This window comes from Pontimicrobium aquaticum, assembly GCF_005047595.1.
Taxonomy (GTDB): domain Bacteria; phylum Bacteroidota; class Bacteroidia; order Flavobacteriales; family Flavobacteriaceae; genus Pontimicrobium; species Pontimicrobium aquaticum.
The window spans coordinates 58,379-78,989 of sequence record NZ_SUPL01000006.1 but is presented as its reverse complement, the minus strand read 5'-3'; the positions used below and the strand labels follow the sequence as shown (position 1 = coordinate 78,989).

Sequence of the window (20,611 nt, the reverse complement as noted above, 5' to 3'; positions counted from 1 at the left end):
GTTACTAATCAATAATTTTACCATCTACCATAACCAGCTTTCTGTCAGCCATATTTGCTAGGTCTTGATTGTGTGTAACAATAACAAAGGTTTGTCCAAATTCATCACGAAGTTTAAAGAATAAATTGTGAAGCGTTTCGGCTGATTCGCTATCTAGATTTCCTGAAGGTTCGTCGGCAAAAATAATTTTTGGATTGTTTATTAATGCTCTTGCTACTGCAACACGTTGTTGTTCGCCACCTGATAATTCACTTGGTTTGTGGTTCGTTCTATGTGATAAGCCAAGAAAATCTAATAATTCTTTTGCTCTTTTTTCAGCTTGACTTTTTGGTGTACCTTTAATAAATGCAGGAATACATACGTTTTCTAAAGCTGTGAACTCAGGTAATAACTGGTGAAATTGAAAAATAAAACCTAAATGTTCATTTCTAAACTTGGCTAACTCTTTTTCTTTAAGGTTTGTTATTGGTATATCGTCAATAATTAATTCGTGAGTTTCTGTTTTTGAAGCACTATCTAATGTGCCTAATATTTGTAATAATGTGGTTTTTCCTGCTCCAGAGGCACCAACAATTGATACTATTTCACCCTGATTAATAGTTAAATTTACACCTTTTAAAACATGAAGGTTATCGTAGTATTTATGAATGTTTTTTACCTTAATCATATAATTTATTCTAAAGTAAAAATACAGAATACATAGTTACTAGTATAAAATTTTAAAGATTATTTTATGGAATAGCAGCTGTTGCATCTTTCTTGTTAAGGACTCCTTTAATTGTATTATAATCAAGGAAATAGACCATTTTTATTGAAAAAGTATGTTGAATATCTTGATCGAATAAGTCTTTTAAGCTATCACAAAAAGAATCACGAGATGCATTGGTAGAGTTAAATAGTTGATTTCTATATAAAGCAACTAGCTGGCTTCCTGGTGCAAACTGCCATTCGTAACTAAGATCTAAATTCCAGATGTTAAAATTTCTGTTTGGATCTAGATCTAAATTTGTCATTGTATGACCTGTACTGGTTGTAAGTGAACCATCTTCTAATAATGTGTAAAGATTTTCGTTATATGTGGCTGTTGACCAGTAGTTTCTAAATGAAAGCGCAAGAGAATTTAAGGAATTAAAATTAAGTGTTCCAGTGATGGTGTTTTCAACCGTTTTTACATCTCTTTGCCCAAATATTATTTCGCCATCATTAATATTATCTACATAGCCTCTATCATTAATTTTTCTTTGATAATTTATTTGGTATTTTATAGTTAACTTATCACTAAAACGGAATTCAGGTCCAAGTCTAAAACCATATTCAGATATATCACTGTCTATATCTTTTTGAAATAATCTACCATAATTAAAATTAGCACTAGTAGAAAGTGCTTTATTGCTATTGGTAAATAAATATGTTCTTCCTTGAATCCAGTTACTAAATGAGAAGAACCGATCGTTTTCTTGATCTCTTGGCTCAAAATAGTCACGTTGCTCACCAAATAACATGGTAATGTTTCCGCCCATCCACATTAAGTTTTTGGTTCTAGTGTTTACATTGATACTTGTTCTATTTCCAGTAAAATCATTGTTACTGTGTCTCCAATTAAATTGGGTTTCTGTTCTAACATTTAGACTGTTAAATATTCCAAACGGTTCAAAAATTTGATAGCTAAACTTACCTTGTAAATTTTTAAAGTTGTTTCTAGCTCCAAAGCCAAAATCGTTTACATCATATTTATCATCTCTAAAACTACCTTCAAGTCCGTATTGGTAAGTACCACTTACTTTTCCAATTTCAAAACCTGCATCAAATCCAGTAGAATTACCTCCATCCATATTAATCATGCTCATTTTACCTTGACCGCTTACCCTATAGGTATTAGTTTTGTCTGTTAAGCTTAAAAGCAAAGCCGACGAATTGGCATCCCTAAAATCTCCAGCTCTAGTAACATTGGTGTTTACAAAGCTTACTGATGAGTTTTGATTAAACCTTTGGTCTAAAACAATAATGTTGTAATTTGTAAAGGGCTCAGTTGTTTGCTCTCGATAAGTTATTGTTGAGTCAATTTTTTCATCATTGATGTCTAGCTCGTATTTTGTGTTCTTAATTGTGGCATTTGTTTTTTCAGTAATAGCGTTAAAGATACCAATACCCAAACCATTTTTATTTCGTCCAGACACCTTAATGGCATTTAGCATTTTTACACTATTTGGGTTGTCAACAACTTCTTCAACTTCGTCTATTTCATCGACTAAATCGTCATAAATATCATAACGTCCTACAGGAGCATTACCTATGCGTCTTGAATAAAACAAGTCGCCTTTACTAAACAAGTTTACTCCTTCTTTAAAAAACTGTCGTTGTTCATCAAAACGTTGTTCAAAAGGGCCTAAATTTAATTCTACTTTATCAAAGGCTGCTTGACTAAAATCTGGAATTAAAGTCACATCTAGTGTAAAACTTTCGGTAATTCCATACTTAACATCCATTCCAAAACCTGTATTACTAACAGTTTCACCACTTTGGTTAATTGCTGTGTATGATGCAAAAGGGTAAAAACTTAACCGTGTAGGAGGAGATATGTTTTTTAAACCTCTTAATTCCCCATCATAAATACCTTGCTCCCCAACGGTTCGGTCTATTGGGCTCCAACTGTAGTCGAGACCATCTTTTCGATACTTTCTAAAAAACTGAATTCCCCATACAGGATCTTCTTGGTTAGAAAAGCGAAGTGCTGCGTAAGGAATTTTCATTTCTACAATCCAACCATCGTCAACATGTTTTACGGCACTATCCCATACAGCATTCCAACCTCTGTCCCCCCTTGGTCCAGGACCACCACCTCTTCGTCCACTAGAACCACCAACAATATCAGCTTGAGTTCCAGAGCTCATAACAAAGAATTTTATGCTGTTTTGTGCGTCATTATTTGGATTAAATGTAACGCCAAAATAATCGGCTTGACCAAAATCGTCTCTTGGAGAAAATACTTTAAAAATATCTTGAGGATTGTCATGCAAATATGCGGCTATATATATAGCTTGATCGTTGTAGGTTATCCTTACTTCAGTTTTTTTGTTGTCTTCAGCTTTAACTCCCATTTCTGGATCGTATTGAACAAAATCTGTAGCAATCTCAATATTTTTCCAAGCAGAATCGTCTAATATACCATCGATTTTTGGAGCTTTGGATGTTTTGGTAATGTTTAATATTTTTTTCTGTTGTGAATAAGAAAATGTTACCCAACAAAATATGGATAAAAAGAAGAAAACTCTTTTCATTAGTATGTGATGATTAGTTTGGTTTAGCCCTTTTGCAGTATTAAAACTATAATAGGTATAAATTTTTTCAAAACTACATTTAGTATTGTTAGTTTTATGCTAACTAAATGTTAAAAAAAAAGCTCACTATTTTAAAATAGCGAGCTTTTTTTTTAATAATTAATTTTCTTTTTCTAGCTGTTTTTATTTTTAAATAAGCCTTTAATGTTGTTATAATCAATATAATATACCATTCGTAATGAGAAAATATGCTCAATAGGTTGATCGAAAAGCGTGTCTAAGCTATCGAAAAAGTTATCACTTGACATGGTATTACGATTAAATAAGGAATTTCTATACAAAGCTGTTAGAAGACTTCCTGGGGCGAACTGCCATGAGTAGCTAAAGTCTAAATTCCAAGTGTTGAAATTAACATTTGGGTTAAAATCTGGATCATCAGATAAAAATGTACCAATATTGTCTAAATTATAACCAGTTGTGTTTATGGTGCTACCGTCATTTTCTAGAGTATATAAAGCATAATCGTAATCAACAGTTGACCAATAGTTTCTAAACGTTAATGATAGCCCATGAAATGAATTGAAATTATAGGTTCCCGAAATACTGTTAATAATAGTTTTTTGTAAACGTTCTCCAAAAATAATATCATCATTATCTGCTGTTGTTACATAACCACGTCCACCATTACCTCTGTTATACTGATAAGAATAGCTTAAAGTAAATTTATCTGTTAATCTAAATGTAGGATCTACAGCCCAAAAATGCACAAACACATCACGATCTTTATCGAAGAGGGTTGCAAAACCTTGGCGTGTCATGAACGAGAATTTTTTAGCTCTATTAGTTCCAATCCAAGCATTAACATTTAGACCATTACTAAAAGTAAAATAACGTCCTTCGGTTCTAGGTTCCCAGTAATCGTATTGTTTACCTATTTCCCAATTAATGTTTCCTCCAAAATCGAATAATTTTTTTGTTTGTGCATTAAAGTTAATGCCTATATCTTTACTAGTATATGTGCTTGGCTTGAACAGACGATTATAATTAAACCACATGTCAATTCTATAGTTATTAAGTGCCTTTGTGGGTTTAAATGTTTGATAAGATGCGTAAGCACCAAGGTTAGTATTATTATTTCTTCGTAGAATCCCTATATCGTTAATATCAAATTTTTCATCAACAAATGTATAGTCGATTCCAAACCTATAATTACCACTAATTTTGTTGAGACCTAGATTACCACTTATTCCAGTTGTTGTTTTGTCTTCTCCTTTGTAGTTTACATTACTAACTTTAAAAGCACCTGCATAGTTGTAAGTATTTTTTTTATTGTTTATATCAAACAAACCAGCAGTCACATTAGCATCTCTAAAACCACCATTACGCATTACATTGGTATTTACTACACTCACAGATGAATTACCATTAAATTGCTTGTCTATAACAAGGATATTATAATTGGCTAATGGTTCTACAGTTTCTGTTCTAATATTTTGTGTATCACTATTTTTAATGAAGACTTTGGTTTTTTTAGTAATGGCATTTAAAAAAGCGACTCCTAAGCCATTTTTTGTTCGCCCAGATAATTTCATAGCATTTAAAACTTTTACATTATTTTGGTAATTAGTAACAGATTCGTTTTCGTTGAGTTCTGGATAAGAGCTTGGGCTTCCTCCAATACGTCTAGAATAAAACAAATCTCCTTTGCTAAACAAATCGACTCCTTCTGTAAAAAATTGTCTTTGCTCAGAAAATTGTTGCTCAAAAGGGCCTAGGTTTAGTTGTACGTTATCAAATCCAGCCTGACTGAAATCGGGTACTAAGGTAGCATCAAGTGTAAAGTTTTCTGTAATACCATATTTTAAATCCATTCCAAATTTAAAATCGCTATCATTGTTACCATCATAACTTCTTGTAATACCTGATGCAAAAGGGTAAAAACTTAACCTTGTTGGAGGATTAATATTCTCAATTCCTCTTAATTCACCATGCATTAGCCCAATTTTTTTTCCTGATGACAAGTCTATAGGGTTCCAGGTATATTGTCTGTTATCTCTCATATAACGCCTGTGGTAATTAACTCCCCAAGTTTGAATATTGTTATTTGAAAACCTAAGTGCAGAATACGGAATTCTAATTTCGGCAATCCAGCCATTGTCAACAATTTTAACAGCACTATCCCAAACAGCATTCCAACCCCAATCTTCATTTCCGTTTGATGTTACTACTGCATCTCCTTGTGTTCCAGAGCTAAAAACTAAAAACTCTGTGTCGTTTTGACCATCGTTATTTGGGTTTATGGATATTAAAAAGAAATCGGCTTGCCCAAAATTATCTCTAGTCGTAAACTGTTTCATGATTTTTGAAGGATCATCTTGCATAAACGCTGCGAAATACACAGCATTATCATCATAAGTTACCTTAACAATTGTTTTTTCGTGAGCTTCTTCTTCAACTCCCATGTCTGGTCTAAATTGTATGAAGTTTTTGGCTTCTTCGGCTTCTGCCCAAGCAGGATCATTTAAAATACCATCAATTTTAGGTGCAACTTTGGCTCTTTTAAGGTTTACGAATTTTTTTTCTTGTGAAAAGATGGTTGTAGTTGATATGCATAAAATAGCAATCAACACAGAAAGTGCTTTTTTCATTTTTTGATTGATTAGATTAGATGAATGTACTTTACAAAGACTAAAAAAAATCTTGGATGTTACATTTTGGCCAAAATTAATTTTAGATGCTATTACATTTTCATAAGCAAACGTTAAAAAGATTAATAAAGTGTTAATTGTTGAACGCTTTTAAATAAAGAATGAAAATATCTGGAAATAAACTATGCTATTGGTGCAAAACCTGACATAATAATCGTGGTATGTTTCTTGTTATACTTTTAGTAAATATTAATTATCATGAATAAATACAAAAAACTAGCTATTGGTTTGGTGTGTGACGCCTTAGGATATGTGTCATTTGTGTTTCCACTATTTGATATTGTTTGGGCACCATTAGCAGGATATTTAATGACAAAATTATACAAAGGAAAAACGGGTAAAATTGCCGCTGCTATTGTGTTTGTAGAAGAAGCTATGCCTTTTTTAGATGTTATACCAACATTTACCTTAATGTGGTTGTATAGTTATGTTTTTAAAACTGAAGAGAAGATTATTGAAGTAAAATAAAAACCAATTATTTTAATTTATTCTACACGTTTTAAAGTAATAGAATTTTCACTATTAAATTCTGTTGGACAAACAGAGTCAAACGTCATTGCGAATTGCATATTATTTTCATCTTCAAATTTTGCTATACAAAGTATTTTTCTTTCTTCTCCAGTTTCTAGTTTTTTTACTACAAAATCTACTTGAATGGGTGTTACTTTTTTATTTATTACATAAACCATTTTGCCCTTTTCACCATTTATAACAAACTCTTTGCCTCCAAATATCTTACCTTCAAATTCAAACGAGGCATAACCTTCTTTGTCAAAAGTAATAAATCCAATTTCATTTTTGTCTTCTCCAGTCCATCTTCCAACAAAATCAGTGGCTTGGTTATAATTAAAAGATGTTAAGGGTATAATAAGTAAAAGTAATATTAGTTTTTTCATTACATTTTTATGTTTATTGAACACCAATATACTTATTATTATTAAAGAGATAACTAGATAGCAATCTAGTTATCTCTTTAAATTTTTACAGTAAATAGCTTAACGCAAAACTTAGGTTACGTCCCATATTATAAATCCCATCAGGTTTTAAACGAGATAAGTGGTTTGTATAGGTTCTGTTAGTTAAATTATTGCCAGAAATACTTACTTGTAAAGTGTTATTAAATACTTTTAATTCACCTCCAATTCCAGCATTAAGCAAGTAATAACTTGGTGTAGCGGTTTCAAAATCACTAATATTATCTTGTTTTAAATAGGTGAGAAGCTTTACAAAAGTATAGCCTTTTTTAACCCAATTTTTTTCAAATTCCATGCGAATAGTGTTGGTGATTTTATTTGCAGGAATAAGGGGTAAATAGCTACCATCTTGAAGTTTACCAGTTACAGTTTCAAACGTGTTTTCAATATGCAATTTATCCAGAGGATGCGGATGAAAATGTAAGCCTATTTCGCCACCATACAATTTTGCGTCATTTTGTAAATATAAATAAACAGGGTCATCAGCAATAAAAGTGCCATCTGGTGATAAGAAAATATAGTTATTTACTTTATTGTAAAATCCATTTACAAATAACTCTATGTGTTGTGAGTTATATTCAACAGCTACATCTAATTGAAAGTTTTGCTCGTTATCTAAATTGCTGTTACCAACTTCGTAGCGATTTGTTCCTTCATGACTGCCATCCGATGTTAACTCAGCTAAATTAGGCGCTCTAAACCCTGAGGCCAAATTTACTCTGGTTGTAAAGCTATCGCTAAAATCTTTTTTAATACCAAAAGCTCCATTAAAGCTACTAAAGTCTTTATTAAAACTATTTTCTACATTAATTTTTCTGTTATCAAAGCGCGCTCCAATTTGTAAGTCCATTTCCTCAAAATGAATGTGGGATGTAGCTAACAGGCCTATATCGTTGGTTGTAGCGTTTGGAATTAATTGCTCCTCACCATAGTTTGTATTGGTTTGCGACATGCCTTGTAAGCCAATAATAGTTTCAAATCTACCTAATTCTGGAAGGGAATATTTAAGGTCGTAGTTAAAAGTTTTTAACTTCATATGAAGCGCAGCTTCTAAAACTTCGTCTTCCTCATGTCCTTCTTCTCCTTCTTCATGTTCTTCCTCATCTTCGTGGTGGTGATGCTCTTCAAATTCTTTTCTGTTATTATAAACATAGCCTAGATTGAGTTCAAAGCTTGAGTTTTCTAAAAACAATTTTGATTTTGAGCTAAAAATATGATTTTGAATGTTTTGATTTGGTAGTAATGGGTTGGTACTCGTGTTTTGTACGCCAATTTCTTCTGGAATTCCTAATTGAGAGGTGTTTAGGTTGTATCTAAACTCAGTAGAGAAGTTAGAGGCTTGATAACCTAAAGCCGATTTAAAATCTTGCTCTTTAAATCGTGAGTTAGTCACACGGTAATCCTTTGTTTTATAATCCGCATGTTCGGTAATACTTCCTCTAAAAATAAACTTAAAATTATCGGTTGACGTTTTATAACCTGCATTAGTATTGTAACCTTGAGTATTTGAAAAATAATTAAAGTTAATATCACCGCTTCTGGTGTTTTCATTAGCAAATCTTTCAGGGTTTATATACAATACGCCTCCAAGTGCATCGCTTCCATAGAGTAGAGAAGCAGGCCCTTTAATAACTTCAATACTTTCAACTCCAGCATCATTTAAACCTAAGCCGTGTTCATCTCCAAATTGTTGGTTTTCTAATCGTACGCCTTGTGCATAAACTAATACTCGATTGCTGCTTAGTCCTCTAATTACTGGTTTTCCAATTCCTATACCTGTTGAAACGGTTTCAACGCCAGAAATGTTGTTTATACCATCTGAGAGTGTTACAGCTCCATTAGATTTTAAATCGGATATTTTTTTCTGTTCAACTTTCATTACATTGTCTCTCTGTAATTTATGAAAAGGTGTTGACAGAACAATTTCTTCCATTTCGATAGCTGATGGAAACAATGCAATTTTTATATATTCATTAGATGGTAATTCTATAACGCCATCGTAGGTTTCATAACCAATTATAGATACAATGATTTTTAGTTTTCCGTTTGGTAAATCGTAAATGGTAAACTCACCATTTTCATTAGTAATACCACCTTTTTCTAGGCTAGGAAAATAAATATTTGCAAAAGCTAGTACTTCATGTGTGTCTATATCAGTAATGGTACCTTTTACTGTGTTTTGCGATTGTATAGGTAAATAGGCTACAATGCATAGTAGCCAAAAAAAGTTTAATTTCATTTTTGAGATTTTTGTTTAGTGATTTTCTTTAAATACTGGATAATACACTAAATAACTGGCGGACCTCGTAAACTAAATGATAATTTTTGATAATCGCTAATAAACTGATATTGCGATAAAATAGGTGAGATTAAAGTCTCTGTTTCTAAATCTTCTGTAAAATCAAAAGAAATAGCTATTTGCGGATTTGTTTTAAACTTGTAGAATTCACAATCTAAGTTAAACTCATGAAAGTGCGTTTTTTGAGTTTTAACACAAGTATTATGCTTGTGATTTTCTAGAGCATGCGCTAGTTTTACAAAAGAAGGCACTATAAGCGCAATCACCAAGGTGATAATTATGCTCTTAAAAATAGTACTGTCTTTATACTTATTCATTAGTCTTTAAAAAATCGTTTAAGTCCGAAACGTTTTAACATTTTTTTTTCAAATTCCCAGAAAAACTGAAATTGTCCAAACAACCAACCAATTGTAATCAAAAGAATTTGATAAAAAATTAGCCCAATAATAATGTAAAGAAACCAATAAACAAAAATATTTAAGTTTTCTTTAGTAATTCCTAAGATTTTAATTATTGGTTTGCCAATAAAAACTGAGGATGTTCCTGTTATTGCAAACACAATAAAAATGCGAATCATTTCCCATTTATAGGCAACAATCCATTTATTTTCTAGCTTTTTAAAACAGAACAAGAAAAACTTTAAAAGTATAAAGTAAAAAATAACAGATAAGCCTATTAGATAAGGGATATTGTTCGTGAAATGTCTATCAAAAAAAATTCCAGATAGTTTATACGCACTATAGGCAAGTAAAACGACACCAAGTATAGGGAATAATAATTGCCAATTGTGTTGAATTTCCCAGCGTTTTTTTAAATTTTCCATGACACCTTAAATGTGCCGCAAATATATAGTGTTCAATTATATTCTAGGAATAAAACTCGATAATTGTTGTTTATATGTTAGTTGAAAATAAATAAAGTAGTTGTAGAGTTTATAGTTTACTTCGTAACCATAATCGATATTTGGATCATAATCTATACGCATTTCATATAAATTTGGATTATATCTTTGTGGCTGTAAGACTCTATTATTCCATTCAGTAACTAGCACTCGATTTCTTGTTTCTAAAAACTGTTGTGAGTAATATCCTTTTGGTCTTGCTCTACCTATCAACCAGCTGCTATAACCTGGGTCTATAATAATAATTTCGTACTCTAACTCATCGTTAGCTATTCTTACGGTGTCTTGTTCTGTTGTTTTAGGTTCGCTACTGTTGCTAACCTTTTTAGTTGAATTGCAACTAACAGCTCCAAAACAAATTAAGAGGATTAAAATTGCATTTTTCATTTTTCTTTTAAAGTTACAAAAATCGTTTGGTAACATTAAGTGTTTTAACAAAAAAACTAGACTAATTTGTCTAGTTTTTAATATTATAGCTAAGTAAATTACTGTTTTTTACCAAAAAGTCCTCCGAGTAAACCTCCAAGGCCTCCTTTTTTCTTATTTCCTCCTAAAACCATGCCTGCAACATCGTCAATAACACTACCATCTCCATCGGCATCAAGCATTGATTCTAAAAAACTTTGTTCTGTTTGTGGCGAGTTTCCTTTTAGCAAACCACCTAATAAGCCTCCTAAATCGTTTGGACTTTGCACTTGCTGTTCTCTTTTTTGTTTTCCTAAAACTCCCATTAGTATTGGAGCAGCTACTTTTAAAATTTGAGCTACTGACCCAGCATCCATTCCTGATTTTTGGCTTAGAGCATTTTCAACATTTCGTTGCTTACTTCCTAAAACGTGTTCTAGTATTTTTTCGCCATCATCCATCACATTATTAGATACACCTCCTCCAAATAAGTCTCCAAGATTATCTAAGATACTTCCATCATGTTTGCTTTCTAACGCTCCCATTAGTCCTTGAGCACCTTGAGGTGTTGCTGCATTTCGTTTCATGGCTTGCATTAGTACTGGCAATGCCATAGTTAGCACATTATTTGTTTTGTTTTGTTCTTGCCCTGTTTGATTAGATACTCCGCTAACAATAGTTTTACCTAAATCACTGTTTAATAAGTCTAAAATTCCTGCCATGTTGTAATATTGTTATTTAAGTTATAACCAATGCTTGAAATTGGCTTTTTTGTTTATAATACTGATGTTCAATGTACAAAAAAAGTTAAAACATCTATTTGTTAGACGCTTTAATGTTAAAAAGTCACATTAAAAATAAACCCTCAACGTTTATTGGGTTAAGGGTTTAAATAAGACATTTGTTAATGTAACTTCTATTTTAGAATGCTAATTATTTGTGTTGCTAATTCTGTTCCAATTCTATCTTGAGCTTCATTTGTAGCTGCTCCTGTGTGTGGTGTTAACGATAGAGCAGGATTCATTAGTAGTTGCACTTCTGGTTGTGGTTCTTTTTCAAACACATCTAATGCGGCTCGAGCTACTTTTCCATTTTCAATAGAGTTTATTAAAGCTACTTCGTCTATAACACCTCCACGTGCAGCATTTACAATGATAACACCATCCTTCATTAGCTCAAATTCACTAGTTCCAATAACATAATCTTTTTGAGCTGGAACGTGAAGTGTGATAAAATCTGATTGCTTTAAAACGCTTTCTTTACTTATGGTTTTTATGTTAAAGTTTAATTTTTGACCATCAAAAAAGCTGAGTTCTAAGTTTACTTCTTCAATAAATGGATCGTAAGCAATGATATTCATTCCTGAGCCAATAGCGACTTTGGCTGTAGCTTGACCAATTCTTCCAAAACCAAGAATACCAATAGTTTTCCCTTTAAGTTCTGTGCCTTTTGCATAGGCTTTTTTTAGATCTTTAAATTTAGAATCTCCTTCAAGAGGCATATCTCTATTAGCATTGTGTAAATAACGTGCTAAACCATAAAGATGCGCAAAAACTAATTCGGCAACTGAGTGCGACGACGCTGCAGGGGTGTTAATTACTTTTAAGCCTTTTTCTTTGGCATATTCAACATCTATATTATCCATGCCAACACCGCCACGACCAATAATTTTTAATGATGGACAAGCATCTATAAGGTCTTTTCTAACTTTTGTGGCACTTCTTACAAGTAGCACACTTATTTGGTGTTCGTTTATATAGTTAATTAATTGCTCTTGTGCTACTGTTGTGGTATTTACTTTAAAGCCTGCCTTTTCTAGGGCATTGATTCCACTTTGTGAAATTCCATCGTTTGCTAAAACTTTCATGTATTTATGCTTTACTTTCTAATTCACTCATTACTTCTACTAATATTTGTACGCTTTCTAAAGGTAACGCATTATACATAGAGGCTCTATAGCCTCCAACACTTCTGTGTCCATTAATGCCGTTAATTCCAGCTTCTTTGCACATAGTGTCAAACGTATCTTTTAAATCTTCATTTGCTAAGGTGAAGGTTGCATTCATCATTGAACGGTCTTCTTTTGTGGCAAACCCTTTGAATAAGGGATTTAAATCAATTTCAGAATAGATTAACTGTGCTTTCTTTTGGTTGATTTCTTCAATGGCAGTAATGCCTCCTAAATTTTTAAGCCACTCCATAGTAAGCATAGAGGTATATACGGCAAAAACAGGAGGTGTGTTAAACATGCTGCTTTTACTAATATGCACTTTGTAATCCATCATTGAAGGAATTTTTCTTGAAACTTTTCCTAAGATGTCTTCTTTTATTATAACAAGGGTTGTTCCTGCTGGTCCCATATTTTTTTGAGCACCTGCGTAAATTAAATCAAATTTAGAATAATCTATTTGTCTAGAAAAAATATCGCTACTCATATCGCATACCATAGGAATAGGGCAATCTGGAAATTGCTTCATTTGTGTTCCAAAAATGGTATTGTTAGAGGTGCAATGAAAATAGTCGTAGTCTGTTGGGATGTCATATCCTTTTGGAATATAGTTGTAATTTGCATTTTTTGAAGATGCTACTTCGTAAATATCGTCATAAATTTTAGCCTCTTTAATAGCTTTGTCGCTCCAGGTTCCAGTATTTAAGTAACCGGCTCTTTTTTCCAAAAGGTTTAAGGCAACCATTAAAAACTGCATACTAGCACCACCTTGAAGAAACAGAGCTTTATAGCCTTTACCTTCTAAGCCAAGAAGCTCTAATGCTAAGCTTCTAGCTTTCTCCATAATATCTACAAAATCTTTACTTCTGTGTGAAATTTCTACAAGCGATAGTCCACTGCCATTTAAATCCATGACAGCTTCTGAGGCTTTTAAAAGTACTTCTTGGGGCAACACGCAAGGTCCTGCGCTAAAATTATGTCGTTTCATTTGTTTTTATTTTTAGCTAGGCAAAGGTCTTAATTTATTGCCGATTTAGTATTAATAATATAATAATTTTATGATTAAATTTTTAACAAAAAAGCAATCGTATCAACATTATCGGCATAGTCCCATAATTCTGGTCGTTGGGTTTGTCCGAATGCAATTTCAGAATCTACAAAACTAGATGATACAATACATTGTATGTTATTTGAATCGTTTTTTAGTTTTTGTCTTAATTGCTCTTTAGAGTTATAGTACTCGTAAAAAACAGTTGCAATAGGTGAAGCGTAGCTTACATCTTCCTTAATCATTAAAAAGCCATTTTCTAGCATATCAAACTCACTCATTAAATACACAGCTTTGTTATAATCGTAGTTATTAGCGTATTTGGTTTCATTAATAACAGGATGCCATTTGTAAATAGCTTCAAAGAAGTTTTTAAAATCATAACCTTCTGGTACAAAGAGTTTTGATACATTACGACACCCCAGGCCATAATACCTGAAAATATCGTCGGATAAAGCTTCTAGATTTTCTTTGGTTTCGTTGCCAGTTAAAATAGCTACCGAGTTTCTGTTTTTTCTAATAATTGATGGTTTGTTTTTAAAATAGTATTCAAAATATCTTGCAGTATTATCACTTCCAGTAGCAATAACAGCATCGAAGCCTTTTAATTTGTCTTCGGTAAATGTTATTTTATTCTTAAAATTTGGCTCAACATACTCCAGATATTTTGCTAAAAATGGCAATAAATATTTATCATTTGATGATTGTTTTACTAACACATCATGGCCAGAAATTAACACTGATAAAAAATCATGAAACCCAACTAGAGGAATGTTTCCTGCCATTATTATGGCTACTTTTTTTGAATCAGTATTATTAAAGGAATACTTATTTAACCATTCTTTAATATTATTGTTTTTCAGTAAATTAGACCATCCTTGAAAAGCAAATTTTAAATTGTTATTGGTAAACCAACCATTATGCTCTTGTGCTAATTTAATTTGATGTTTAAAGCCATCAAAAAACAAGTCGTTATGCTTAACATTATCTTGTTTTTGAATGCTGTCTTGAGAGAATTGACTAAGGAATTTCCCTAATTCGATAAAGGCGTTAATTCTTTGTTCTAAATTCATTATAACGTTTGGTTATGAATTGTTTTGGCTTTATTTTTGCAGCTGCAAATTTAGCAAACTAAAAAGAAAAATTGTTATGGCAATCATAATTACAGATGAATGTATAAACTGTGGAGCTTGTGAACCAGAATGCCCAAATACTGCTATATATGAAGGCGCTGACGATTGGCGATATAATGATGGTACCAGTTTAAAGGGGAGTGTTGTGTTGCCAAATGGCAAAGCGGTAGATGCTGACGAAGCACAAGAACCAATAAGCGACGAAATTTATTATATTGTACCAGATAAATGTACTGAATGTAAAGGGTTTCATGAAGAGCCACAATGTGCTGCTGTTTGTCCTGTAGATTGTTGTGTCCCTGATGAAGATAATGTAGAGACAGAAGACGTGCTGTTAGGAAAGCAACGTTTTATGCATCCAGAAGATTAATTGATAATCAAATTATATAATAAGAATCCCTAGCCTTAGCTTGGGATTTTTTGTTTATAAGTTTTTTGTTTAACATTTTGATTGCCTTGGTATTAAAATTTATAAGAATTAAATTAGCTTACATGTGTTGAATTGACTTCTGTACTAAAAAAAATACACATACAAAGTGAAACATATTTATAGAAATCGCAGAATATGAAAAGCTTCAAGGACTTATTAATTTTCTTGCCCACCTTTGGAATTTTAATTTTTGTTGTGCTTTTTGTTTATGCGGCAAGCTTGTATCCTGGAGGATCACAAGCGGATATAAACTCGGTTGGATTTGATTGGTTTAATAATTTCTGGTGCAACTTAATGCTTGAAAATGCGTTAAATGGACAGGAAAACCTTGCAAGACCCACAGCCTTTATTGCAATAATTATTCTATGCTCGAGTGTAGCGCTTAACTATTATTATTTTGCATCAATCTTTGAGAAAAACCGAGCGTGGAAATTGATACTAAAAATTTCAGGCACTATTTCTATGGTGTCGGCAGTCTTTATTTTTACAAAGTATCACGATGTTATGACAACATTATTAAGTGTTTTTGGTACTTTTGGAATAATTGCAATAATGAGAAGGCTTCATAAAAATAACATGACCTTTTTAAAAATAAGCGGAATAGTATGTATAATACTTGTAGTGATGAACAATTTGTTTTACTATATCGAGAATTTAATAGAATATCTTCCAGTTATACAGAAAATGACCTTTATTGTAATACTTACTTGGGTAATTGGATTGAACTTAAAAATGAGAAATAAAAAACTGCTATAACAAGGTATGCGGTTAATCGGTATATAAGAATATTATATAAACTAACTTTAATTTTCATCACTACTCTTAAAACGCTTCATTTCTTCTAAAGGCTCAATGGCATTATAAGCTTTCCAGATGGAAGGATCGTATTGTTTTAATTTTTGATAAGGTACATCTTCAGGCTCTGTAAATGATGAGAACTCACTACTAATTAAGTCAGATTTATTAATGATAAACAATTCTTGTTTAGATTTAGCGCTTCCTTCAATTAAAAAGTTAAACCCAACTTTGTTTCGTTCGCGACTGTTTTCAATAAACTTAATTGGTCTATTTACATAAAAATAACGACCTTCTTCTTGATTAATATATTTTGGACTATAGGTACTATTAGCATTTTTTTGAAAGATAATAGTACCTTTATTAATGTTTTCAACATATTTAATACCTAGTAACAACTTAAGGTTGAATTTTTCGCCTCGTTTACCTTTGCCAAAATCATAATCTAATTTAATAACAGCAAAAGTTTCATCAGTTATGTAAAGCTTTCCGGCATATTTAGATTTTGCTTTTCTAGGTTTAAATTCAATAATATATACTAACTCATTATTAAAACCAGTTACATCAATAAATTCATATTTATAGTTATCTGGGTTAATTATTTTCCTCATAAAAGAGTTGTTGTATGTTTGTGCATCATGCAATAATCCATGTGTTTCTCCTTTTAGGTTTTTAACATTGTAAATGGCTTCGTTGTCTTTTTTGTTGTCATTATTAGATTTTAAAGACATGGAATCTTCAACTTTAATGATTCCAGTTTTAAGCTTGTAAGTAAGTGTTGTATCAAGGTATTTTAGAATTAAATCTTGAGCTTTGGTTTGTACGTTGTCTAAAGAAAAATTCTTACTGTTATCTATTAAACTAGTCGCTTTATGTATATTTAGCTTAGCTTCTTTGTTGTTTTTAATCATTAAATCGCCTAGGTAATCTTGAAAATATACGGTGTTGCTATTAATAATTGTTCTTGTTAACGAATCTAAACTTTTATTAACGCCTTCATGTTGCTTTTTTCGCATTCCAGATGCTTTGGTGACTTTGGCTTCAAAACGACTAAAATCGGCATAAGCAGTATTGCGATGAAAAAACTGAACGGTTTGGTTTTCGTGTTGATAGTTTTTTGCTAGATTACTATTTACTTTTTGTATAATGTCGTCGGCATTAGGTGTTGTAGTGCTTAAAAACACTTTTCCTAGTTCGTTAATAAACTCTTCTAAAACAATTATATTATTGTTGTTTTGTATAGCCTCTATTGTTATGGTGCGAGATGCAAATCCAAGGCAGCTAAAAGTAATTTCATTAGAAGTAATATCTTCAAGGTTAATAGTAAAAAAGCCTTCTTCGTTAGTAATAACACCAGAATTTTTATTGGTTTGAACCGTTGCAAAAGGAATTGGGTTGTTATTATTGTCAACAACTTTTGCTGTTAAATTCTGACCAAAAGCAACATTTGCAATTAAAATTATAAAAATTGAAAGATGGGTTTTCATAGAAAGATTGATGATTATAAAAACTAGACGATGAAATTACGTATTTGTAACGCTAAGTGTTTAAAATTCTTGTTAAAATAGTTACATTTGCCACCTTAAAATTAGTTTCTATGAAAGCTGGAATCGTCGGATTACCAAATGTTGGAAAGTCAACATTATTTAATTGTTTATCTAATGCTAAAGCACAAAGTGCTAACTTTCCGTTTTGTACTATCGAACCAAATATTGGTGTGGTAAATGTGCCAGATCCAAGATTAAAAAAATTAGAAGAACTGGTAAAGCCAGAACGCGTACTGCCAGCTACAGTTGAAATTGTAGATATAGCAGGATTGGTTAAAGGAGCTAGTAAAGGTGAAGGATTAGGAAATCAATTCTTAGCAAATATTCGTGAAACGGATGCTATTTTGCATGTATTACGCTGTTTTGATAATGACAACATTGTACATGTTGATGGAAATATCAATCCAATAAGAGATAAGGAAACCATAGATATCGAACTGCAACTAAAAGATTTAGAAACTGCTGAAAAGAAGTTGGATAAAGTAAAGCGTGCAGCAAAAACTGGAAACAAAGAAGCTCAAAAAGAGGAGGCTGTTCTTTTAAAAATTAAAGAAGGGTTAGAGCAAGGAACCTCGATTAGAGCTTTGGACTTTAGTGAGGATGATTATGCAGCTTATGTAAAGCCTTTGCAATTTATTACAGATAAGCCTGTGATGTATGTGTGTAATGTAGATGAAAACTCAGCTGTTTCTGGAAATGATTATGTTGAGCAAGTTAAAGAGGCTGTAAAAAATGAAAACGCCGAAGTATTGGTGTTGGCAGTTGGTACAGAAGCAGACATTAACGAACTGGACGATTACGAAGAGCGTCAAATGTTTTTAGAAGATATTGGATTAGATGAACCAGGATCTTCTAAGTTAATACGGTCAGCATATAAACTATTAAATCAACAAACCTATTTTACTGCAGGTGTTAAAGAAGTTAGAGCTTGGACAGTAGATATAGGAGCTACAGCACCTCAAGCTGCAGGAGTCATCCACACTGACTTTGAAAAAGGCTTTATTAGAGCCGAAGTTATCGCTTACGACGATTACGTTAATTACGGTAGTGAAGCTAAAGTGAAAGAAGCTGGAAAGATGCGTGTCGAAGGAAAGCAGTACATTGTAAAAGATGGTGATGTAATGCATTTTTTGTTTAATGTGTAAACTCAAACCTTAAATAAATTAAAATAGCCAATGTTCTCAACAATATTAGCTATTTTTTGTTAATTACTTTGTGAGCTCATTATTTCATTTTTTATGGTGTTGTGTTATATTAGCAACCTGTCAATTTTTTTACCTTATTTATGTCTCAACAAACCAAATATACCGAAGATAATATACGCTCGCTCGATTGGAAAGAACACATCCGAATGCGTCCTGGTATGTATATTGGTAAATTGGGAGACGGATCCTCTCCAGATGATGGTATATATATTCTTGTAAAAGAAGTCTTGGATAACTCCATTGATGAGTATGTTATGGGAGCTGGTAAGACTATCGAAATTTCTATTCAGGGCAATAAAGTTATTGTACGCGATTATGGTCGTGGTATTCCACTTGGGAAAGTAGTAGATGTAGTGTCTAAAATGAATACGGGAGGTAAGTACGATTCAAAAGCCTTTAAGAAATCGGTTGGATTAAATGGTGTTGGTACTAAAGCAGTAAATGCGCTTTCTACTTACTTTAGAGTAGAATCTACACGTGATGGTAAATCGGCTTCAGCTGAATTTGAACAAGGAAACCTAACCAATGAAGAATTATTAGAAGACACCTCAAGACGTAAAGGAACAAAAGTATCGTTTATACCAGATGAAGGGATATTTAAAAATTATAAGTTTAGAAACGAATATGTTGCTAAACTCCTTAAGAATTATGTGTATCTAAACCCTGGATTAACCATTGTTTTTAATGGTGAGAAGTATTATAGTGAAAACGGACTTAAAGATTTGCTTAGTGAAAATATAAGTGAATCAGACCAATTATACCCAATTATTCATTTACGAGGAGACGATATTGAAGTAGCTTTAACACATAGTAAAACACAATATAGCGAAGAGTACCATTCGTTTGTAAACGGACAAAACACCACGCAAGGTGGTACGCATTTATCAGCATTTAGAGAAGCGTTAGTTAAAACTGTTAGAGAATTCTATGGTAAAAACTACGATGCTTCAGATGTAAGAAAATCGGTTGTTTCAGCCGTTTCTATAAAAGTCATGGAACCTGTTTTTGAAAGTCAAACAAAAACAAAGTTGGGGTCAACTGATATGGGAGGCGATTTGCCAACGGTTAGAACTTACATCAACGACTTTGTAAAAACATATTTAGATAACTTTTTACACAAGAACCCCGATACTGCAGAGAAAATTCAACGTAAAATTCTACAAGCAGAGCGTGAGCGTAAAGAATTGTCTGGTATTAGAAAACTAGCAAAAGACAGAGCTAAAAAGGCGAGTTTGCACAATAAAAAGCTACGCGATTGTCGTGTACATTTTGGAGATACTAAAAACGAACGTAATTTAGAAACTACACTCTTCATTACTGAGGGAGATTCGGCTTCTGGTAGTATAACAAAATCTCGCGACGTGAATACACAAGCGGTTTTTAGCTTAAAAGGAAAACCTTTAAATTGCTATGGACTGAGTAAAAAAATTGTATATGAAAACGAGGAATTTAACTTGCTTCAAGCTGCGTTGAATATTGAAGAATCACTAGAAGATTTACGCTATAACAATGTAGTAATAGCAACTGATGCCGACGTAGATGGTATGCATATTAGGCTGTTGTTAATTACCTTCTTTTTACAATTTTTTCCAGAAGTGATTAAAGAAGGACATTTATATATTTTGCAAACACCTTTATTTAGGGTTCGTAATAAAAAAGAAACCATTTATTGCTATTCCGAAGAAGAGCGAAGGGAAGCTATTGAAAAGTTAAAACCTAAGCCAGAAATAACACGATTTAAAGGACTTGGTGAGATTTCGCCTGACGAATTTAAATACTTTATAGGCGAAGATATTAGATTGGATCCTGTAATGCTTGATAAAGATATGTCTATAGATGAGTTGTTGTCGTTCTATATGGGCAAAAACACACCTACAAGACAAGAATTTATAATTGACAATTTAAAAGTGGAGTTGGATTTAGTAGAAGAGGATAATTAG

Annotated in this window: 18 protein-coding genes; 5 read left to right on the top strand and 13 right to left on the bottom strand. The window is 32.3% G+C overall.

Annotated features, from left to right (window positions below; genetic code table 11):
* Window positions 1-4: 4 nt before the first annotated feature.
* The 3 genes from E5167_RS11505 to E5167_RS11495 form a co-directional block, all read right to left on the bottom strand.
* Complete coding sequence (locus tag E5167_RS11505) at window positions 5-667, bottom strand: ABC transporter ATP-binding protein (RefSeq protein ID WP_136844229.1); 663 nt, start codon at window positions 665-667, stop codon at window positions 5-7.
* Between the two features lie 64 nt (window positions 668-731).
* A complete protein-coding gene (locus E5167_RS11500; RefSeq protein ID WP_136844227.1) occupies window positions 732-3,278 on the bottom strand; it encodes a DUF5916 domain-containing protein in 2,547 nt (848 codons plus the stop codon).
* Between the two features lie 173 nt (window positions 3,279-3,451).
* On the bottom strand, window positions 3,452-5,926 hold the full coding sequence (locus E5167_RS11495) for a DUF5916 domain-containing protein (protein ID WP_136844225.1): 2,475 nt from the start codon (window positions 5,924-5,926) through the stop codon (window positions 3,452-3,454).
* A gap of 258 nt (window positions 5,927-6,184) precedes the next feature.
* Here E5167_RS11495 and E5167_RS11490 point away from each other — a divergent pair, with 258 nt between their 5' ends.
* Window positions 6,185-6,454, top strand: a complete 270-nt coding sequence (locus E5167_RS11490) for a hypothetical protein (RefSeq protein WP_136844223.1) — start codon at window positions 6,185-6,187, stop codon at window positions 6,452-6,454.
* Window positions 6,455-6,471: 17 nt separating this feature from the next.
* Here the strand turns inward: E5167_RS11490 and E5167_RS11485 are convergent, their stop codons facing one another.
* The 9 genes from E5167_RS11485 to E5167_RS11445 form a co-directional block, all read right to left on the bottom strand.
* Window positions 6,472-6,882, bottom strand: coding sequence for a hypothetical protein (locus E5167_RS11485; protein ID WP_136844221.1), 411 nt, complete (start codon window positions 6,880-6,882; stop codon window positions 6,472-6,474).
* An 85-nt stretch (window positions 6,883-6,967) separates the two neighbouring features.
* Window positions 6,968-9,199, bottom strand: a complete 2,232-nt coding sequence (locus tag E5167_RS11480; RefSeq protein WP_136844219.1) for a TonB-dependent receptor — start codon at window positions 9,197-9,199, stop codon at window positions 6,968-6,970.
* A 47-nt stretch (window positions 9,200-9,246) separates the two neighbouring features.
* Window positions 9,247-9,576, bottom strand: coding sequence for a hypothetical protein (locus E5167_RS11475; RefSeq protein WP_136844217.1), 330 nt, complete (start codon window positions 9,574-9,576; stop codon window positions 9,247-9,249).
* On the bottom strand, window positions 9,576-10,082 hold the full coding sequence (locus E5167_RS11470; RefSeq protein WP_136844214.1) for a DUF6787 family protein: 507 nt from the start codon (window positions 10,080-10,082) through the stop codon (window positions 9,576-9,578). Before E5167_RS11470 ends, E5167_RS11475 begins: the two co-directional genes overlap by 1 nt.
* A 36-nt stretch (window positions 10,083-10,118) precedes the next feature.
* Window positions 10,119-10,547: a DUF6146 family protein gene (locus E5167_RS11465; RefSeq protein WP_136844212.1), complete on the bottom strand. Its 429-nt coding sequence runs from the start codon at window positions 10,545-10,547 to the stop codon at window positions 10,119-10,121.
* 98 nt (window positions 10,548-10,645) lie between these two features.
* Window positions 10,646-11,287 (bottom strand): DUF937 domain-containing protein, encoded by a 642-nt coding sequence (locus tag E5167_RS11460; RefSeq protein WP_136844210.1) that lies wholly within the window; start codon window positions 11,285-11,287, stop codon window positions 10,646-10,648.
* Between the two features lie 194 nt (window positions 11,288-11,481).
* Entirely contained in the window at window positions 11,482-12,432 is a 951-nt protein-coding gene (locus tag E5167_RS11455) for a D-2-hydroxyacid dehydrogenase (RefSeq protein ID WP_136844208.1), read from the bottom strand.
* Between the two features lie 4 nt (window positions 12,433-12,436).
* On the bottom strand, window positions 12,437-13,501 hold the full coding sequence (gene serC / locus E5167_RS11450; RefSeq protein ID WP_136844206.1) for a 3-phosphoserine/phosphohydroxythreonine transaminase: 1,065 nt from the start codon (window positions 13,499-13,501) through the stop codon (window positions 12,437-12,439).
* A gap of 74 nt (window positions 13,502-13,575) precedes the next feature.
* Window positions 13,576-14,634: an acyl-CoA reductase gene (locus tag E5167_RS11445; RefSeq protein ID WP_211242149.1), complete on the bottom strand. Its 1,059-nt coding sequence runs from the start codon at window positions 14,632-14,634 to the stop codon at window positions 13,576-13,578.
* A 76-nt stretch (window positions 14,635-14,710) separates the two neighbouring features.
* Between E5167_RS11445 and E5167_RS11440 the strand changes: the two genes are divergently transcribed.
* Both E5167_RS11440 and E5167_RS11435 read left to right on the top strand, forming a co-directional pair.
* Entirely contained in the window at window positions 14,711-15,064 is a 354-nt protein-coding gene (locus E5167_RS11440) for a 4Fe-4S dicluster domain-containing protein (protein ID WP_136844202.1), read from the top strand.
* 195 nt (window positions 15,065-15,259) lie between these two features.
* Window positions 15,260-15,880: a hypothetical protein gene (locus E5167_RS11435; RefSeq protein WP_136844200.1), complete on the top strand. Its 621-nt coding sequence runs from the start codon at window positions 15,260-15,262 to the stop codon at window positions 15,878-15,880.
* A gap of 47 nt (window positions 15,881-15,927) precedes the next feature.
* On the opposite strand, the gene E5167_RS11430 is transcribed toward E5167_RS11435, so the two are convergent.
* A complete protein-coding gene (locus E5167_RS11430) occupies window positions 15,928-17,406 on the bottom strand; it encodes a carboxypeptidase-like regulatory domain-containing protein (protein ID WP_136844198.1) in 1,479 nt (492 codons plus the stop codon).
* Window positions 17,407-17,516: 110 nt separating this feature from the next.
* On the opposite strand from E5167_RS11430, the gene ychF reads away from it, so the two are divergent.
* Both ychF and E5167_RS11420 read left to right on the top strand, forming a co-directional pair.
* A complete protein-coding gene (gene ychF / locus E5167_RS11425; RefSeq protein ID WP_136844196.1) occupies window positions 17,517-18,611 on the top strand; it encodes a redox-regulated ATPase YchF in 1,095 nt (364 codons plus the stop codon).
* Window positions 18,612-18,751: 140 nt separating this feature from the next.
* Entirely contained in the window at window positions 18,752-20,611 is a 1,860-nt protein-coding gene (locus E5167_RS11420) for a DNA topoisomerase IV subunit B (RefSeq protein ID WP_136844194.1), read from the top strand.

What these genes read in the sequence shown, in the direction of transcription:
- E5167_RS11480 (WP_136844219.1), bottom strand. Translation starts at nt 9,199, where the DNA reads ATGAAATTAAACTTTTTTTGGCTACTATGCATTGTAGCCTATTTACCT.
- E5167_RS11420 (WP_136844194.1), top strand. Translation starts at nt 18,752, where the DNA reads ATGTCTCAACAAACCAAATATACCGAAGATAATATACGCTCGCTCGAT.
- E5167_RS11465 (WP_136844212.1), bottom strand. Translation starts at nt 10,547, where the DNA reads ATGAAAAATGCAATTTTAATCCTCTTAATTTGTTTTGGAGCTGTTAGT.
- E5167_RS11435 (WP_136844200.1), top strand. Translation starts at nt 15,260, where the DNA reads ATGAAAAGCTTCAAGGACTTATTAATTTTCTTGCCCACCTTTGGAATT.
- E5167_RS11500 (WP_136844227.1), bottom strand. Translation starts at nt 3,278, where the DNA reads ATGAAAAGAGTTTTCTTCTTTTTATCCATATTTTGTTGGGTAACATTT.
- E5167_RS11485 (WP_136844221.1), bottom strand. Translation starts at nt 6,882, where the DNA reads ATGAAAAAACTAATATTACTTTTACTTATTATACCCTTAACATCTTTT.
- E5167_RS11475 (WP_136844217.1), bottom strand. Translation starts at nt 9,576, where the DNA reads ATGAATAAGTATAAAGACAGTACTATTTTTAAGAGCATAATTATCACC.
- E5167_RS11455 (WP_136844208.1), bottom strand. Translation starts at nt 12,432, where the DNA reads ATGAAAGTTTTAGCAAACGATGGAATTTCACAAAGTGGAATCAATGCC.
- E5167_RS11470 (WP_136844214.1), bottom strand. Translation starts at nt 10,082, where the DNA reads ATGGAAAATTTAAAAAAACGCTGGGAAATTCAACACAATTGGCAATTA.
- E5167_RS11440 (WP_136844202.1), top strand. Translation starts at nt 14,711, where the DNA reads ATGGCAATCATAATTACAGATGAATGTATAAACTGTGGAGCTTGTGAA.
- E5167_RS11505 (WP_136844229.1), bottom strand. Translation starts at nt 667, where the DNA reads ATGATTAAGGTAAAAAACATTCATAAATACTACGATAACCTTCATGTT.
- E5167_RS11490 (WP_136844223.1), top strand. Translation starts at nt 6,185, where the DNA reads ATGAATAAATACAAAAAACTAGCTATTGGTTTGGTGTGTGACGCCTTA.
- ychF (WP_136844196.1), top strand. Translation starts at nt 17,517, where the DNA reads ATGAAAGCTGGAATCGTCGGATTACCAAATGTTGGAAAGTCAACATTA.
- serC (WP_136844206.1), bottom strand. Translation starts at nt 13,501, where the DNA reads ATGAAACGACATAATTTTAGCGCAGGACCTTGCGTGTTGCCCCAAGAA.
- E5167_RS11460 (WP_136844210.1), bottom strand. Translation starts at nt 11,287, where the DNA reads ATGGCAGGAATTTTAGACTTATTAAACAGTGATTTAGGTAAAACTATT.
- E5167_RS11430 (WP_136844198.1), bottom strand. Translation starts at nt 17,406, where the DNA reads ATGAAAACCCATCTTTCAATTTTTATAATTTTAATTGCAAATGTTGCT.
- E5167_RS11495 (WP_136844225.1), bottom strand. Translation starts at nt 5,926, where the DNA reads ATGAAAAAAGCACTTTCTGTGTTGATTGCTATTTTATGCATATCAACT.
- E5167_RS11445 (WP_211242149.1), bottom strand. Translation starts at nt 14,634, where the DNA reads ATGAATTTAGAACAAAGAATTAACGCCTTTATCGAATTAGGGAAATTC.